Genomic DNA, 13,094 nt, shown 5'->3' on the forward strand with positions numbered 1-13,094 from the left:
CCCGGCTGTGGACGGCGACGTACCGTCGGGGTATGGCATCCGGCGTGCAGAACGAGAAGACCTACCCCGTCCAGAAGTCCGAGGCCGAGTGGCGTGCCGAGCTCTCGCCGCAGGAGTTCCACGTGCTCCGGCAGGCCGGCACCGAGCGGCCCTTCACCGGCGAGTACGTCGACACCAAGACCGAGGGCGTCTACGCCTGCCGCGCCTGCGGTGTCGAGCTGTTCCGCTCCGAGGCCAAGTTCGAGTCCCACTGCGGCTGGCCGTCGTTCTACGACCCCAAGGACAGCGACGCCGTCGAGCTGATCGAGGACCGGTCGCTCGGGATGGTGCGGGTCGAGGCGCGCTGCGCCAACTGCGGGTCGCACCTGGGCCACGTGTTCGAGGGCGAGGGCTACCCCACCCCGACGGACCTGCGCTACTGCATCAACTCGGTCTCGATCAAGCTCGCGCCCGCGGCGGGCTGACCGCTGCGGCGGCCGGCCCGGCCGGCCCCGTCCCCCGCTGATCATGTACGTCTGGCGAGTTGTCCACAGGCTCGTTGCTGTGGACAACTCGCCGACTCCGCCTGATCAGCGCGAGAGGGTGAGGGGTGCGCGGGGGCGAGAGGGTACGTGCCTCAGGGCAGGGCGGCGACCAGCTCGCGCAGAGGCATCCGGCGCCCGGTGAAGAAGGGCACCTCCTCGCGCACGTGCCGGCGGGCTGTCGAGGCGCGCAGGACGCGCATGAGGTCGACGATGCGGTGCAGCTCGTCGGCCTCGAACGCCAGCATCCACTCGTAGTCGCCGAGGGCGAAGGACGCCACCGTGTTGGCCCGCACGTCGGGGTAGTCGCGGGCCATGCGGCCGTGCTCGGCGAGCATCGCGCGGCGCTCCTCGTCGGGCAGCAGGTACCACTCGTAGGAGCGCACGAACGGGTAGACGCAGATGTACTGGCGCGGCTCCTCCTCGGCGAGGAACGCCGGGATGTGGCTCTTGTTGAACTCGGCGGGGCGGTGCAGCGCCATCTGCGACCACACCGGGTCAAGCCGCCGCCCGAGCCGGGTGCGCCGGAAGCGCGCGTACGCCTCCTGCAGCACGTCGCTCGTCGGCGCGTGCGCCCAGATCATCAGGTCCGCGTCGGCCCGCAGCCCGGCCAGGTCGTACGTCCCCCGGACCACGAGGTCGGACTTCTCGCCCAGCTCGCGGAGGATCTCCTCGGCCTCGGCCGCCAGCGCGACCCGGTGCGCGTCGTCGCCCAGGCTGTCCCCGACCTTGAAGACGGACCACATGGTGTAGCGGACGACCTGGTTGAGGTCGCGGGCCTTGAGCTTCGGGGCGGCGTCGGCGGGAGCGGGAGCGTCGGTCATGCGCTCATTCTTCCTCCCGCGGGGGCCGTTCGGCATCCGCCAGGTGCGCGAGCACCTGTGCCGCGGCCCGCCGGGCGCTGGCGACGACCGCAGGGATGCCCACCCCGTCGTAGACCGCCCCGGCCACGGCGAGCCCGGGCTGCCCCGCGACCGCGGCCCGGATGCGCGCCACCCGGCGCAGGTGGCCCACGGCGTACTGCGGGAGAGCGCCGCCCCAGCGGGTGACGCGGGTGTCCACGGGCTCGGCGTCCACCCCGATCAGCTCGCGCAGCTCGGCCCGGACCGCGGCGGCCAGCTCCGCGTCGTCGCGCTGGAGGACGGCCTCCTCGCGGTGCCGTCCGACACTCGCGCGGGCCAGCAGCAGCCCGGGGGCCGCGTCCGCGTACCAGCCCCACTTGCGGGAGGAGAGCGTGACCGCCTTGACGAGCCGTCCCTCCACCGGGGGCACCAGCAGGCCGCTGCCCTGCGGCGCCCGCCCCGCGGCCTCGAGCGGCCAGGCCAGCGTGACGAGCCCGACGCTCGCGTACTCGACGGCGGCCAGCTCGGCCGCCGCCGCCGGCACGTCGGGCCCGAGCAGCCGGGCGGCAGGCGCGGCAGGGACGGTCAGCACGACGGCGTCGGCGTCGAACGTGGACGGCGAGCGCGGGTCACCTGCCACGACCCGCCACCCGTGCGGCGTCCGGTGCAGCTGCCGGGCCGGGGCCTGCAGGCGCAGGTCGCCACCGCGCCGCACGACCGCGTCGGCGACGGCGAGCGGCAGGCGCCCGACCCCGCCGACCGGCGCCTCGAAGACCGGGCCGGTGCGCGATGGTGCCGCGTCCCGGGCCCGGCGCGCCGCCGCCATGAGCGACGGCTCGGCTCCCACGGCGGCGGCCAGCGCGGGGACGGTGGCCTGCAGGGACAGCTCGGCGGCGTGCCCGGCGTACACGCCACCGAGCAGCGGCTCCACCACGCGGTCGGCGACCGCAGCGCCCATCCGGTCGGCCACGTAGCGGCCGATGGCGACGTCCTCCTGCGGCGGCTCCCCCGGCATCGACTCGTCCAGCGCCGCGCGCTCCACCTCCTCGGCGGACAGCAGGCCGCTCTGCGCCAGGGACCCGACCGAGGTCGGCACGCCCATGAGGGAGCCTGCCGGAAGCCCGCGCAGCGCGCCCCGGCTCCACACCGCCGCGGCCGTCGTCGCCGCCGGGCGCAGGTCCGCCCCGAGCCCCACGCGGTGCGCCAGGTCGAGCGCCTCGGGCCGGCGGGCCAGGAGGGACTCGGCGCCGGCGTCGACCGGGACGCCCGCGACCTCGGAGACGGACAGCGGGCCGCCCACCCGTGACGCGCCCTCGAGGACGGTCACCCGGGGGGCGGGGTCGCCGTCGAGCAGGTCCAGCGCGGCCGTGAGGCCTGCGATCCCGGCGCCCACCACCACGACGTGCATGGCTGCAGTCTCGCAAGCCGCAACCGAACCGAGACGTGGGGGCGCAACCGGCCGGCCCGCTGCCGCGTCCCAGGGACGAGCGCCGCAGGAAGCGGCGCCGGACGCGAGGGGGCGGCGATGGCCGGTGGCAGGACGGGACCGAGGGCACGTCGGCGGACAGGGACGGCGCTCGCGATGCTGGCCGTCGTGACGGTCGCGCTGGCGGCGTGCTCCAGCGACGACAGCGGGAACGACAGCGCGACGGCGAGCGTCGCCGCGCCGGCCGCGGCCCCGGCGGCGGGCCGGGACGCCGCGGAGACGGCGGCCCGGAGCGGCGGCTCGACGGGAGCGGGCGCCGTGCCTGCCGCTCCCGCCGCACCGACTGCGCTGAGCGACCGCGCGCTTCTCGTGACCGTCACGCGCACGGTCCGCGTCGACGACGTGGCCGGCGCTGCCCGGCGGGCCGCCGAGCTCGCCCGGCAGAACGGCGGCCGGCTCGACGGGGAGGACGGCTCGGGTGACCCCGACGAGCCGGGGCGTGCCCGGGCGGTCGTCACGCTGCGGGTACCCCCCGAGCAGGTCGACGCCGTCGTGCGCGGGGTGGAGGCGTACGGCGACGTGCTCGCCAGCGGCCGAACCGTCTCCGACGTCACCCAGCAGGTCGCCGACGTCGACGCCCGGCTGGCCAACGCCCGCGAGAGCGTCGAGCGGGTCCGCGGGTTCTACGAGCGCGCGACGTCGGTGCGCGACGTCGTCTCGCTCGAGCGCGAGCTGGCCACCCGGACCGCCGAGCTCGAGTCGCTGGAGGCACGGCAGGCCGCGCTGCGCGACAGCACGGCGTACTCCACCGTGACGGTCACCTTCCTGGGCCGGGCGGCCGCGGCGGCCGAGGACGAGGAGGGGTTCGGCGCGGGCCTGTCGGGCGGGTGGAAGGCGCTGACGGCCAGCGCGGTCGTGGTCCTCACCGGCCTCGGTGCGGTGCTGCCGTTCGTGCCGGTGGCCGCCCTGCTCGCCGCCATCGCGTGGTACGTCCGCCGGGCCCTGCAGCGCACGAGCGGGCGGGGCGAGCCGGCGGCTACCGTGCCCGAGTGAGCGACGACGGCCTCGGCTCCGCGCCCGTGCGCCGGGGCGGGGGCGCCGCCACGGTGCTCGACCGGCGGCGCGGGGTGAGCGGCGAGCTGGTGCTGCAGGAGCGCGACGGCGTCCTCGAGATCGTGGCCGACGGCACGTTCCTCATGGACACCCGGGACGGCCGGTCCGAGAGGCTGCTGGTCCGCGCCGCCCTGGCGGCATCGGCCGCCCCGGTCGAGCGGGTCCTCGTCGGCGGGCTCGGCGTCGGGTTCAGCCTGCTGGAGGCGCTCGGCCACCCGACGGTGACCTCGGTCGTGGTGGTCGAGCTCGAGCCCACGGTCGTCGACTGGCACGCCGGGCCGCTGCGGGCGGTGACCGCCGGCGCGCTGGACGACCCCCGCGTGGCCGTGGTCGTCGCGGACCTCGCCGACCACCTGGCCGCCGCTCGGGCGGGCGGCTACGACGTCGTCTGCATCGACACCGACAACGGGCCGGACTGGCTGGTGCGCCCCGCCAACCGCACGATCTGGTCCCCGCACGGCCTCGCCCTCGCGCGGCGAGCGCTCGCTCCCGCCGGGGTGCTTGCCGTGTGGAGCGCGGCGTCCTCAGCGTCGTTCGAGGCCAGGCTGCGCGCCGCCGGCTTCGGGACGGTCGACCGGCACGAGGTGCCGGTCGACCGCGGCGAGCCCGACGTCGTCTGGGTCGCGTCCTGAGCGTCGCACCCGGCGGGGGTCAGGGCTGCTCGCGCAGCCGCTCCCGGCTCGACAGGTCGACGACCGGCTGCCCGCCCTCGCCCACCTCGCTCACGTCGACCGGGAAGTGCTCCCCCGTGTCGCTGACGACGAAGTAGTCCTTCGAGTCGTAGGAGTCGCCCGCGTCGGTGCCGCGCTCGCGCAGCGAGTCGGTGCCGGCCGCGCTGTTGAAGCCGGCGGTGCCGGTGCGCGTGCCCCCGGGGCCGGTGCCGATGGTCACCTCCCCGCCGTGCGCGCCGGTGAGGTCCCCGGCCTTGAGCGGCAGCTGCGGCCCGCGGCCCAGGTCCTCCCGGCTCACGTCGTAGTAGCTCAACAGCTCGTCGCGCTGGCCCGGGGTGATGCCCCCGCCGCTCGCGCTGACGTCCGGCGCGCCCTTGACCTGATCGGCCGGCCACGGGACGACCAGCCCGTGCTTGTCCTCGCGGGCCCCGGCCAGCGGGACGAACGCCTGCTTGGACGAGAGCTGCCCGCGGTTGACGGTGACGAACGCCGGCACCCCGGTCTCGTCGTCGAGGTAGACCTCGGCGACCCGTCCGACGAGGGTGCCGTCGTTGCCGTGCACCTCGACACCGGACAACCGCTGGATCAGCTCGCTGTCGGCCATCCCGCTCACCTGCCGCTCTCGCCGGCGGCGTTGCCCGCCGCGTACCGCTCGCCCTCGGCCCGCCGGGCCCGCTGCTCGTCGTCCAACTGCTCCCCGCCCATCTCGATGTCCACCGCCTGCTGGATCTCCTCGCGCGGGGACAGCCCGCCGGTCTGCGCCGGGGTCGGGGCGTCGGGGCTGGGCAGATGACCCTCGTACGCCGGCTGCGAGCCGTCGGTCGGGCGCGGCTCGGCCGCCTCCCCGCCCAGGGCGGGCTCGTCGCCGCTGATCCTGGTCCCCTGGCCGCCGATGGTCGTCGCCGCGTGCGGCGAGGCCGCGCCGTGCAGTGCCGGGTCCACGCCGCTCTCGTGCTCGGCGCTCACAGCGTGACCCCCGGGACGGTCGGCTGCGTGCCCGGCTCGGGCTGGCCCGAGGCGTAGTCCTCGGCGTTCGGCTGCCCCACCGCGAGGATCGCAGTGCGGTCGTACGGCAGGTCGTAGTGGTCGTAGAGGTCGGCCTCGTTCTGCCGGAAAAGGTGGCCGGCGTCCGGGTCGAAGTAGGGCGCCGACGCGATCGTGGCGGTCGAGAACGGCACGTGGACCTCGCCGTCGCGGACCTCGGCGGGGAAGACCGGCACGAACCGCGCCCCCTCCGCCACGTCCACCACGGCCCACTCCGGGCGGCGCGTCTCGTCATCGGCGTAGACCAGCCGCACCGGGCCGACCTCGGTGCCGTCTACCTCGCGCAACGTCATGCCGGGGACGATCTCGTCCGGCCTGCTCATCCGTTCCTCCTCGCGTCGGTCGCGCCCGACGGCGCGCCTTCGCAGGACCGCTACCCAGCGCGGCCGGGAGGAACCCCGCCGGATCAGCAGCTGGCGGGTGCTGGCGGGTGCTGGCGGGTGCTGGCGGGTGCTTGCGGGTGCTTGGCGGGTGCTGGCCGAGTACAGCTAGCGGGCCGTCTCGGAGTGCACCAGCTCGACGAGCCGCGCGAGGACGTCGGGGTCCGTCGCGGGCAGCACACCGTGGCCGAGGTTGAACACGTGCCCCGGCAGGCCGCGCGCCTCGTCGAGCACGCGCCGGGCCTCGCGCTCGACGACCGGCCAGGGGGCCAGCACGACCGCGGAGTCGAGGTTGCCCTGCAGCGGCCGGTCGCCGCCGACGCGGCGGGCCGCCTCGTCGAGCGGGACCCGGAAGTCCACGCCGACGACATCGGCGCCCGCGGCGGCCATCTCCCCGAGCAGCTCGCCGGTGCCGACCCCGAAGTGGATGCGCGGGACCTGGCCCTCCAGGCGCCCGAGCACCTGCGCGGACCATGGCGCGACGTGCTCGGCGTAGAGGCGGCGCGGCAGCACGCCGGCCCAGGAGTCGAACAGCTGCACCGCCCGTGCGCCGGCGTCGACCTGCACCTGCAGGAAGGTGGCGCTGATGTCGGCGAGCCGTCCCATGAGCGCCGCCCAGACCGCCGGCTCGCCGAGCATGAGCGCCTTGGTGCGCGCGTGGTCCTTGGACGGGCCGCCCTCCACCAGATAGCTCGCGAGCGTGAACGGCGCGCCGGCGAAGCCGATGAGCGGTGTCGTCCCGAGCTCGCCGACCAGGCCCTGCACGGCCTCGGTCACGTACGCGACGTCGTCCGGCTCCAGCGCCCGCAGGCGCTCGACGTCGGCGGCCGTGCGGATCGGCCGGGCGACGACCGGGCCGACGCCCTGGACGATGTCGAGGTCGAGGCCGACAGCCTTGAGCGGGACGACGATGTCGCTGTAGAAGATCGCGGCGTCGACCCCGTAGCGGCGGACCGGCTGCATCGTGATCTCGACGACCAGGTCGGGGCGCGCACAGCTCTCCAGCATCGGGATCCCCTCCCGGATGCGCCGGTACTCCGGCAGCGAGCGCCCGGCCTGGCGCATGAACCAGACCGGCGTCCAGGCGCCGCGCGTCCCGTGGCAGGCGGCGAGGAAGGGCGAGGGCTCGGCGGCAGGGCCGGGCGGGGAGGCGGGGGCGTCGGCCACAGAGCTGCTCACCGGCTCAATGCTCCCAGAGCGCGGGCGGTGCTGCGAACCGCGGAGCGCGGCCGGCGCGACACGCCGGGGCGCGACACGCCGCGTGAGCGGGCTGACGGTGTTCTGTCGGTGGTGCGTGCGACCGTGAGCGGCGTCCGGCGAAGCAACCGTGCGGCCCGACGACAGCTGCCGTCGGCAGCCCGACCGGAGGAGGCAGGAATGGCCAGTGCACCACGTGGAGCGGCTCGGCGCGCCGTCACCGGCGCGGCGACGGCGGCCGGCACGAGCGCGCTCGTGCTGCTCGACTGCGTCGAGTGCGGCGACCAGCGGGCCTTCGAGTGCCCGCCGTGCGCCGACGGCCACGCCGACTGCCCCGACCTCGCCTGCATCGACTGCGGGTCGGCGGTCGTCGTGGGGCTGCCCGACCCGGCGCCGGTCGCGACACCGTTCCGGACGCGCGCTTCATCGCCTCCGCCCTCCGACGAGACGGTCTCCCCATGGTCGACGCTGCCCCGCACCGCCTGAGGACCGCCTCCCGACCGGCAGCGGCCATGGCCGGCTCGCGTATCCCCCCGCAGCCGCCGGGCGCGGCCGCCGGCATGTCCGACGAGCAGGCCGCCTGGCTGCAGATCCGCGCGGGCCTGCACGGCGTCCGGGTCCGGTCCGAGGTCGTGCTCGAGGAGACGGCCGGGCCGCAGCGGCTCGCGCCCTACAGCGCGGCGCTCACCGCCGACGTGGTCGTGGACGACGAGGAGGCGGCGACCGGCCGGCTCGTCCTGCTGCACGACCCGGCCGGGCACGAGGCCTGGCAGGGGACGCTGCGGCTGGTGGCGTACGTCCGAGCCGAGCTCGAGCAGGAGATGGCGGTCGACCCGCTGCTGCCGCGCGTCGGGTGGGCGTGGCTCGAGGAAGCTCTCGAGGCCTGCGACGCCGGCTGGTCCCACCTGAGCGGCACCGTCACGAGGGTGACCTCGGAGGGGTTCGGCGCGATGGCCGAGCGGGCCACCGCGCAGCTGGAGCTAAGGGCCTCCTGGACTCCGGTCGACGTTCCCGCCGTCACCTCTGGGGGCGAGCACCCGTTGCACGCGCACGTCTCGGCCTTCGCGCAGCTGTGCGCGAGCTCGGCCGGGCTGCCGCCGTTGCCACCAGGTGTCGCTCTCCTGGGTGGTCGTCGCTGAACAGCGGCCGAAATCTGGCTTTCTGTCCGATTTGGGGTCCGCTCACTCCGCAGTGATTGCTTCAGCCAAGCCTTCCGGCCGCCGATGGAGGTGTCAGGAGCTAGGCCTGATTCGATCACGGAGGATCACCATGACGACACTCATCGACCGCACAACCGGCGCACTGCCGGTCGGGCGGCCGGCCCGGTTCACGGCGCTGGTCGTTGTGGGCAACCCGTTCGCCCGCGAGTCGGTGGCTCGCACGCTGCGCGCGCTCGGCGCCCGCGACGTGCTCGAGGCCGCCAGCGCGGCCGAGGCGCGCGCCCGCTCGCGCGCCAGCGCCACCCGCGACCTCGCGGTCGTCGCCACGGCCCTTCCCGACGGTGTCGGCCTGGGCCTGCTGGCCGAGCTGCGCACCGCCGGCTGGCAGCACGGCGTGGTCCTGTCGGGCAGCGCCGACCCGTACGCCGTCCGCGCCGCGCTCACGTCCGGTGCCCGCGGCTTCGTCGTCTCCGGCGCCGAGCCCGTGTCGGCGGTGCCGTCCGTGCCCGCGCCGCTGACCGGTGGCCCGCTGCGCCCCGTCGACGCTCGCCCGGCCTCGACGCGAGGCGCCGTCGCGCAGCTGTCCAGCCGGGAGCTCGAGGTGCTCTCGCTGGTCGCGAACGGCCAGTCGAACAAGGACGTCGGCGAGGCGCTCGGCCTGTCCGCGCTCACCGTGAAGAGCCACCTGGCCCGGATCGCCCGCAAGCTGGGCACGGGCGACCGCGCCGAGATGGTGATGGTGGCGCTGCGCGCCGGGGCGATCGACTGAGCCCGCTCGCGGCAACGCGACGGCCCGCCCGCCCCTCCTCCGCGACCGGTGGAAGGGGCCGGCGGGCCGCTGCGCGTACGTCGCTGCCGGAGCGGCGTGCCACGGCCTGCGCTCGCCAAGTCGTACGGTTCGGTCCATGACTTCACGTGCCGAGACGGGTCCGAGCAGCGAGGAGGAGGCCGCCCCGTTCCTCGAGCCGCGCGACGGCGTGCCCGCGCCGCTCGAGGCCGGCTCCCAGCTCGAGGAGGCCGTGGCGGCCTTCGCCGCGGGCAGCGGCCCGGTCGCCATCGACGCCGAGCGGGCCTCCGGCTACCGCTACTCGGCCCGGGCGTACCTCGTGCAGCTGCGCCGCGCCGGGGCCGGCACCGCGCTGGTCGACCCCGTGGCCCTGCCCGACCTCAGCTCGCTGGGGGCGGCTCTCGCGGACACCGAGTGGGTGCTGCACGCGGCGAGCCAGGACCTGCCCTGCCTGGCGGAGGTGGGGATGCGCCCCTCCCGCCTCTTCGACACCGAGCTGGCCGGGCGACTTCTCGGGATGCCGCGCGTCGGCCTCGGCGCGATGGTGCTCGACGTGCTGGGCTACACCCTGGAGAAGGGCCACGCCGCGGCCGACTGGTCGACGCGCCCGCTGCCCGAGCCGTGGCTGCGCTACGCCGCGCTGGACGTCGAGGTCCTGGTCGAGCTGCGCGACGTGCTCGAGGAGCGCCTTCGGCAGGCCGGCAAGCTCGAGTGGGCGTACGAGGAGTTCGCGGCCCTGGCCGCGGCGCCCCCTCCCGCGCCGCGGGTCGACCCGTGGCGGCGTACCTCGGGGATGCACCGGGTCCGCAAGCGGCGCCAGCTCGCCGTCGTCCGCGAGCTCTGGCAGGCCCGCGACACCGTCGCCCGTGACCGGGACACGGCGCCCGGGCGCGTCCTGCCCGACGGGGCCATCGTCGAGGCGGCCCTGGCCTCGCCGCGCAGCGTCGCCGACCTGCTGGCGCTTCCGGTGTTCAACGGCCGGGCCACGCGGCGCCGGGCGGCGCTGTGGGTGGACGCGATCCGCCGCGGCCTGGACACCCCGGACTCGGCGCTGCCGGAGGTCTCCCCACCCCACGACAGCCCGCCGCCCGCCCGGTCGTGGCCCGACCGCGACCCGGCCGCGGCAGCGCGGCTGGCCGCAGCCAGGGCGGCCGTCGGCGCGCTGGCCGACGAGCACGAGCTGCCGGTGGAGAACCTGCTCACCCCGGACACCGTCCGACGGCTCGCCTGGTCGCCGCCCCCGGTGGCCGACGTCGCCACCGTCGCCGAGTTCCTGCGCCGGCACAACGCCCGTGAGTGGCAGGTGCGGCTCACCGCGGGGCCGCTGGCGGGAGCGTTGGAGCGCGCCGGGCGGGAGGCCCCCGCGGCAGCCGAGCCGGGCGGCGCCTGACCGAGCGCTCGCGCCCGCCCGGAGCGCTCAGTCGTCCTTCGTGAGCGCCCCGGGCTTGTGCACCGCCTCGCCCCCGCTCTTCTCCGAACGGACGAGGTACTGCGAGTCCTCCTTGCTGGCGCGCACCGTCCGGCCCGCGGCGTGCGTGTCCTCGGTGATCTTCTTCTCCACGGTCCCGACGGCCTCGCCGCCGTGGGACTTCCACGTCACCTTGTCGCCCTTGTGCAGGTCCTCGGCCACGGTCGTCCTCCCTCTGCGGTTCGTGCGCCCTGTCCTACCCGAGGCGCGTCTGCCGATTCGCGCCGGTCACTGCGTACGTCCCGGGACGAACGGTCTGGGCCGGCGGAGTGGACCTCGTCCGCGGCCCTCGCTATCGGCGCCCTCACCGGCGACCATGACTGCGACGCGCAGGGAGGAACCACCGATGAGCACCGTCTACCGGGCCTGGGGCAGGAGCGGCAGCGCCGGGTCGCGCCGGCCGGGCCTGCACCGCGCCGCCGACGACGGCGCGCGGGGGGCGGCCGGCGCCGAGCGCGTGTCCCTCACCACCCTGTTGCTGGGCCTGGACGCGATCCCGGCCCGCCGGCCGGTCGCGGCGCACGTCATCGCGCTGACCGACGACCCGAACGTCTCCGCCGCTGGTCTGGCCGGGGTCCTCGGCGCCGACGCGCCCCTGACCGCACGGCTCATGCGGCTGGCCAACTCGGCGTACTACGGCCTCTCCGGCCGGGTCCGGACGGTTCCCTTCGCGGTCACCGCCGTCGGGTTCTCCACCGTGCGCAGCCTCGCCGTCGTCGCCGCGGCCGGGCTCGACGACGTGGAGACGCTCCCCCCGGGCTTCTGGCAGCGCTCGACCGCGACCGCCGTCACGGCCGGCGAGCTGGCCCGTCGCTTCGGCCTCCCGTCCCCGGACACCTTCTGCCTGGGGCTGCTCGCTCTCGTGGGCCAGGCGCTGCTGAACCAGCACGACCCGGAGTACGCCGGGCTGCTCGCCGCGGCGTCCGGACGGGCCGCGCTCCTGCAGGCCGAGCAGGCCCGCTACGGCATGGGGCACACGCAGGTGTCGTCGGCGGCTCTCGCCGCCTGGTCGTTCCCCGTCGAGATGCCGCAGGTCCTCCGGGCGGTCGACGACGCGGCCGCCGGCCCCGCCGCGCCGGCGGCGGTCTGCGTGCGTCTCGCGCTGGAGATCGGCGAGCGGCTCACCAACCCCGAGCACGAGGCCACCCCGCTGGAGCGGCTGTCGCGCGGGCGCATCGACGACGAGGACATCGCGCCCCTGCTGCCCCGCCTCGCCCAGGCCGCCGCCGACCTGGAGGAGGCGGTGACCGCCTGACACCCGCTCCGGCACCGTGCTGGTGACCGCACGCGTAGTGCCGTGATCAAGGGGTAAGCACCGGCGGAAGGCGGCGCGGGGGCGGAAGGAGTTGCGATGGAGCAGCAGCGACGGAAGGGCCAGCGGCTCAGCGGCGACGAGCGCAAGGAGCTCATCGGCGTGCTCGTGGAGGAGTACCGCGCGGGCAAGAGCATCCGCGACCTGGCCGTCCAGCACTCGCTCAGCATCGGGCTCAGCCGCAACCTGCTGGTCGAGAGCGGGATCCCGCTGCGCAGCCGGGGCGGCTCCACGAGGGGCAGGCGGCCCGCGAGCGGGCAGCCGACCGGCTGAGCCGGGTCAATAGGTCAGCAGCAGGCGGTCGACGACCCCTTCGCCCCGCAGGTCCTGCCCCGGCATCTGGAACCGGCGGAGCATCGAGCGGCCGACGTTCACCAGCACCTCGCGCTCGAACAGCCCCGGGGGCACGGGCACGTCGCAGAGCACGTCCCCCGACTTCTTGCTGCCGTCGATGCTCAGCGCCACGCGGGCACCGCGCCGCTTGGCCGCCGCCACCTCGGCGAAGAGCTCCTCGAGCCGGAAGGCCTGTGCGCCGTAGAGGATCGCCTGGGTGTGCGTGTAGGGCGGGTCGCAGTAGACGACGTCGCCGGCCCCGGCGAGCGCCAGCGCCGCGCGGTAGTCCAGGTGCTCGAAGGCCGCCCCCGCCGTCCGTTCCCGCCACAGGTCGACGCGCGCGGCGAACGCCGCCGGCGGGATCGGCCGGTGCACGCCGCAGGGGGTGGACATGTGGCCGTCGGCCTTGCGGAACCGGACGACGCCGCCGTAGCAGGAGCGCGACAGGAACAGCAGGTCGGCCGGGTTCGGTGCGGCGTTGTACGCCGCCTTGATCTCCTCGTACGCGGTCACCCGGTCCGGCGCCTCGGTGCAGCGCTGCCAGCGGTCGGCGTACCAGCCCTTGAGGGCCTCGGGGTCGGCGGCGAGCGCTTGCCAGATGCCGACGAGCGGGCCGAAGGCGTCCGAGGCCACGGCGCGCGGCGGGGCGAGCGTCGCGAGGACGGCCCCGCTGCCCAGGAAGGGCTCGAAGTACGTCCCGTCCCCCAGCGCCGGCAGCTGGGCCGCGATCTCGTGCGCGAACCGCTGCTTGTTGCCCACCCATTTGAGCAGCTGGGCGCGCAACGGGCGCACCGGAGCCCCGGGGTCCTCGGTGCCGGCCATCGGTGAGGAGGCTAGTTC

At 75.9% G+C, this 13,094-nt stretch carries 17 protein-coding genes; 9 read left to right on the forward strand and 8 right to left on the reverse strand.

Annotation, left to right across the window (positions count from 1 at the left end; translation table 11 throughout):
- Nucleotides 1-32 precede the first annotated feature (32 nt).
- Nucleotides 33-464 (forward strand): peptide-methionine (R)-S-oxide reductase MsrB, encoded by a 432-nt coding sequence (msrB, locus tag G9H72_RS12740; RefSeq protein WP_166171575.1) that lies wholly within the window; start codon nt 33-35, stop codon nt 462-464.
- Between the two features lie 152 nt (nt 465-616).
- Here the strand turns inward: msrB and hemQ are convergent, their stop codons facing one another.
- Together hemQ and hemG are read right to left on the reverse strand one after the other, a co-directional pair.
- Nucleotides 617-1,345 (reverse strand): hydrogen peroxide-dependent heme synthase, encoded by a 729-nt coding sequence (gene hemQ, locus G9H72_RS12745; RefSeq protein ID WP_166171577.1) that lies wholly within the window; start codon nt 1,343-1,345, stop codon nt 617-619.
- A 4-nt stretch (nt 1,346-1,349) separates the two neighbouring features.
- A complete protein-coding gene (hemG, locus tag G9H72_RS12750) occupies nt 1,350-2,771 on the reverse strand; it encodes a protoporphyrinogen oxidase (RefSeq protein WP_166171579.1) in 1,422 nt (473 codons plus the stop codon).
- Nucleotides 2,772-2,957: 186 nt separating this feature from the next.
- Here hemG and G9H72_RS12755 point away from each other — a divergent pair, with 186 nt between their 5' ends.
- Entirely contained in the window at nt 2,958-3,842 is an 885-nt protein-coding gene (locus G9H72_RS12755; protein ID WP_166171581.1) for a DUF4349 domain-containing protein, read from the forward strand.
- The gene (locus tag G9H72_RS12760) at nt 3,839-4,534 is read left to right on the forward strand and encodes a spermine/spermidine synthase domain-containing protein (RefSeq protein WP_331272257.1); all 696 of its coding nucleotides are present in this window, start codon (nt 3,839-3,841) and stop codon (nt 4,532-4,534) included. Before G9H72_RS12755 ends, G9H72_RS12760 begins: the two co-directional genes overlap by 4 nt.
- Nucleotides 4,535-4,553: 19 nt before the next feature.
- Here the strand turns inward: G9H72_RS12760 and G9H72_RS12765 are convergent, their stop codons facing one another.
- From G9H72_RS12765 to hemE, 4 genes are all read right to left on the reverse strand, one after another.
- Nucleotides 4,554-5,177 (reverse strand): PRC-barrel domain-containing protein, encoded by a 624-nt coding sequence (locus tag G9H72_RS12765; protein WP_166171583.1) that lies wholly within the window; start codon nt 5,175-5,177, stop codon nt 4,554-4,556.
- A 5-nt stretch (nt 5,178-5,182) separates the two neighbouring features.
- The gene (locus G9H72_RS12770) at nt 5,183-5,539 is read right to left on the reverse strand and encodes a hypothetical protein (protein WP_166171585.1); all 357 of its coding nucleotides are present in this window, start codon (nt 5,537-5,539) and stop codon (nt 5,183-5,185) included.
- Entirely contained in the window at nt 5,536-5,940 is a 405-nt protein-coding gene (locus G9H72_RS12775; RefSeq protein WP_166171587.1) for a hypothetical protein, read from the reverse strand. The genes G9H72_RS12770 and G9H72_RS12775 overlap by 4 nt, the downstream gene beginning before the upstream one ends.
- Nucleotides 5,941-6,105: 165 nt before the next feature.
- On the reverse strand, nt 6,106-7,176 hold the full coding sequence (gene hemE, locus G9H72_RS12780; RefSeq protein WP_331272258.1) for a uroporphyrinogen decarboxylase: 1,071 nt from the start codon (nt 7,174-7,176) through the stop codon (nt 6,106-6,108).
- Between the two features lie 198 nt (nt 7,177-7,374).
- Here hemE and G9H72_RS12785 point away from each other — a divergent pair, with 198 nt between their 5' ends.
- The 4 genes from G9H72_RS12785 (at nt 7,375) to G9H72_RS12800 (ending at nt 10,531) form a co-directional block, all read left to right on the forward strand.
- Nucleotides 7,375-7,680 (forward strand): hypothetical protein, encoded by a 306-nt coding sequence (locus tag G9H72_RS12785; RefSeq protein ID WP_166171252.1) that lies wholly within the window; start codon nt 7,375-7,377, stop codon nt 7,678-7,680.
- A gap of 74 nt (nt 7,681-7,754) precedes the next feature.
- A complete protein-coding gene (locus G9H72_RS12790; RefSeq protein WP_407939590.1) occupies nt 7,755-8,333 on the forward strand; it encodes a DUF3000 domain-containing protein in 579 nt (192 codons plus the stop codon).
- 130 nt (nt 8,334-8,463) lie between these two features.
- Nucleotides 8,464-9,123: a response regulator transcription factor gene (locus G9H72_RS12795; RefSeq protein ID WP_166171591.1), complete on the forward strand. Its 660-nt coding sequence runs from the start codon at nt 8,464-8,466 to the stop codon at nt 9,121-9,123.
- Between the two features lie 136 nt (nt 9,124-9,259).
- On the forward strand, nt 9,260-10,531 hold the full coding sequence (locus G9H72_RS12800) for a ribonuclease D (RefSeq protein ID WP_166171593.1): 1,272 nt from the start codon (nt 9,260-9,262) through the stop codon (nt 10,529-10,531).
- Nucleotides 10,532-10,558: 27 nt separating this feature from the next.
- Here the strand turns inward: G9H72_RS12800 and G9H72_RS12805 are convergent, their stop codons facing one another.
- Nucleotides 10,559-10,771, reverse strand: a complete 213-nt coding sequence (locus G9H72_RS12805) for a hypervirulence associated TUDOR domain-containing protein (protein ID WP_166171595.1) — start codon at nt 10,769-10,771, stop codon at nt 10,559-10,561.
- Between the two features lie 184 nt (nt 10,772-10,955).
- Between G9H72_RS12805 and G9H72_RS12810 the strand changes: the two genes are divergently transcribed.
- A complete protein-coding gene (locus G9H72_RS12810; protein ID WP_166171597.1) occupies nt 10,956-11,864 on the forward strand; it encodes an HDOD domain-containing protein in 909 nt (302 codons plus the stop codon).
- Nucleotides 11,865-11,960: 96 nt separating this feature from the next.
- A complete protein-coding gene (locus G9H72_RS12815) occupies nt 11,961-12,194 on the forward strand; it encodes a helix-turn-helix domain-containing protein (protein ID WP_166171599.1) in 234 nt (77 codons plus the stop codon).
- 6 nt (nt 12,195-12,200) lie between these two features.
- Here G9H72_RS12815 and G9H72_RS12820 read toward each other — a convergent pair whose 3' ends face one another.
- Nucleotides 12,201-13,076, reverse strand: coding sequence for a DNA adenine methylase (locus tag G9H72_RS12820; RefSeq protein ID WP_166171601.1), 876 nt, complete (start codon nt 13,074-13,076; stop codon nt 12,201-12,203).
- Nucleotides 13,077-13,094 lie beyond the last annotated feature (18 nt).

This window comes from Motilibacter aurantiacus, from assembly GCF_011250645.1.
Classification (GTDB): Bacteria; Actinomycetota; Actinomycetes; order Motilibacterales; family Motilibacteraceae; genus Motilibacter_A; species Motilibacter_A aurantiacus.

Excerpts from the sequence above, each read along its gene's own strand:
- msrB (WP_166171575.1), top strand. The coding sequence starts at position 33 with ATGGCATCCGGCGTGCAGAACGAGAAGACCTACCCCGTCCAGAAGTCC.
- hemQ (WP_166171577.1), bottom strand. The coding sequence starts at position 1,345 with ATGACCGACGCTCCCGCTCCCGCCGACGCCGCCCCGAAGCTCAAGGCC.
- hemG (WP_166171579.1), bottom strand. The coding sequence starts at position 2,771 with ATGCACGTCGTGGTGGTGGGCGCCGGGATCGCAGGCCTCACGGCCGCG.
- G9H72_RS12765 (WP_166171583.1), bottom strand. The coding sequence starts at position 5,177 with ATGGCCGACAGCGAGCTGATCCAGCGGTTGTCCGGTGTCGAGGTGCAC.
- G9H72_RS12775 (WP_166171587.1), bottom strand. The coding sequence starts at position 5,940 with ATGAGCAGGCCGGACGAGATCGTCCCCGGCATGACGTTGCGCGAGGTA.
- G9H72_RS12785 (WP_166171252.1), top strand. The coding sequence starts at position 7,375 with ATGGCCAGTGCACCACGTGGAGCGGCTCGGCGCGCCGTCACCGGCGCG.
- G9H72_RS12790 (WP_407939590.1), top strand. The coding sequence starts at position 7,755 with ATGTCCGACGAGCAGGCCGCCTGGCTGCAGATCCGCGCGGGCCTGCAC.
- G9H72_RS12795 (WP_166171591.1), top strand. The coding sequence starts at position 8,464 with ATGACGACACTCATCGACCGCACAACCGGCGCACTGCCGGTCGGGCGG.
- G9H72_RS12800 (WP_166171593.1), top strand. The coding sequence starts at position 9,260 with ATGACTTCACGTGCCGAGACGGGTCCGAGCAGCGAGGAGGAGGCCGCC.
- G9H72_RS12810 (WP_166171597.1), top strand. The coding sequence starts at position 10,956 with ATGAGCACCGTCTACCGGGCCTGGGGCAGGAGCGGCAGCGCCGGGTCG.
- G9H72_RS12815 (WP_166171599.1), top strand. The coding sequence starts at position 11,961 with ATGGAGCAGCAGCGACGGAAGGGCCAGCGGCTCAGCGGCGACGAGCGC.
- G9H72_RS12820 (WP_166171601.1), bottom strand. The coding sequence starts at position 13,076 with ATGGCCGGCACCGAGGACCCCGGGGCTCCGGTGCGCCCGTTGCGCGCC.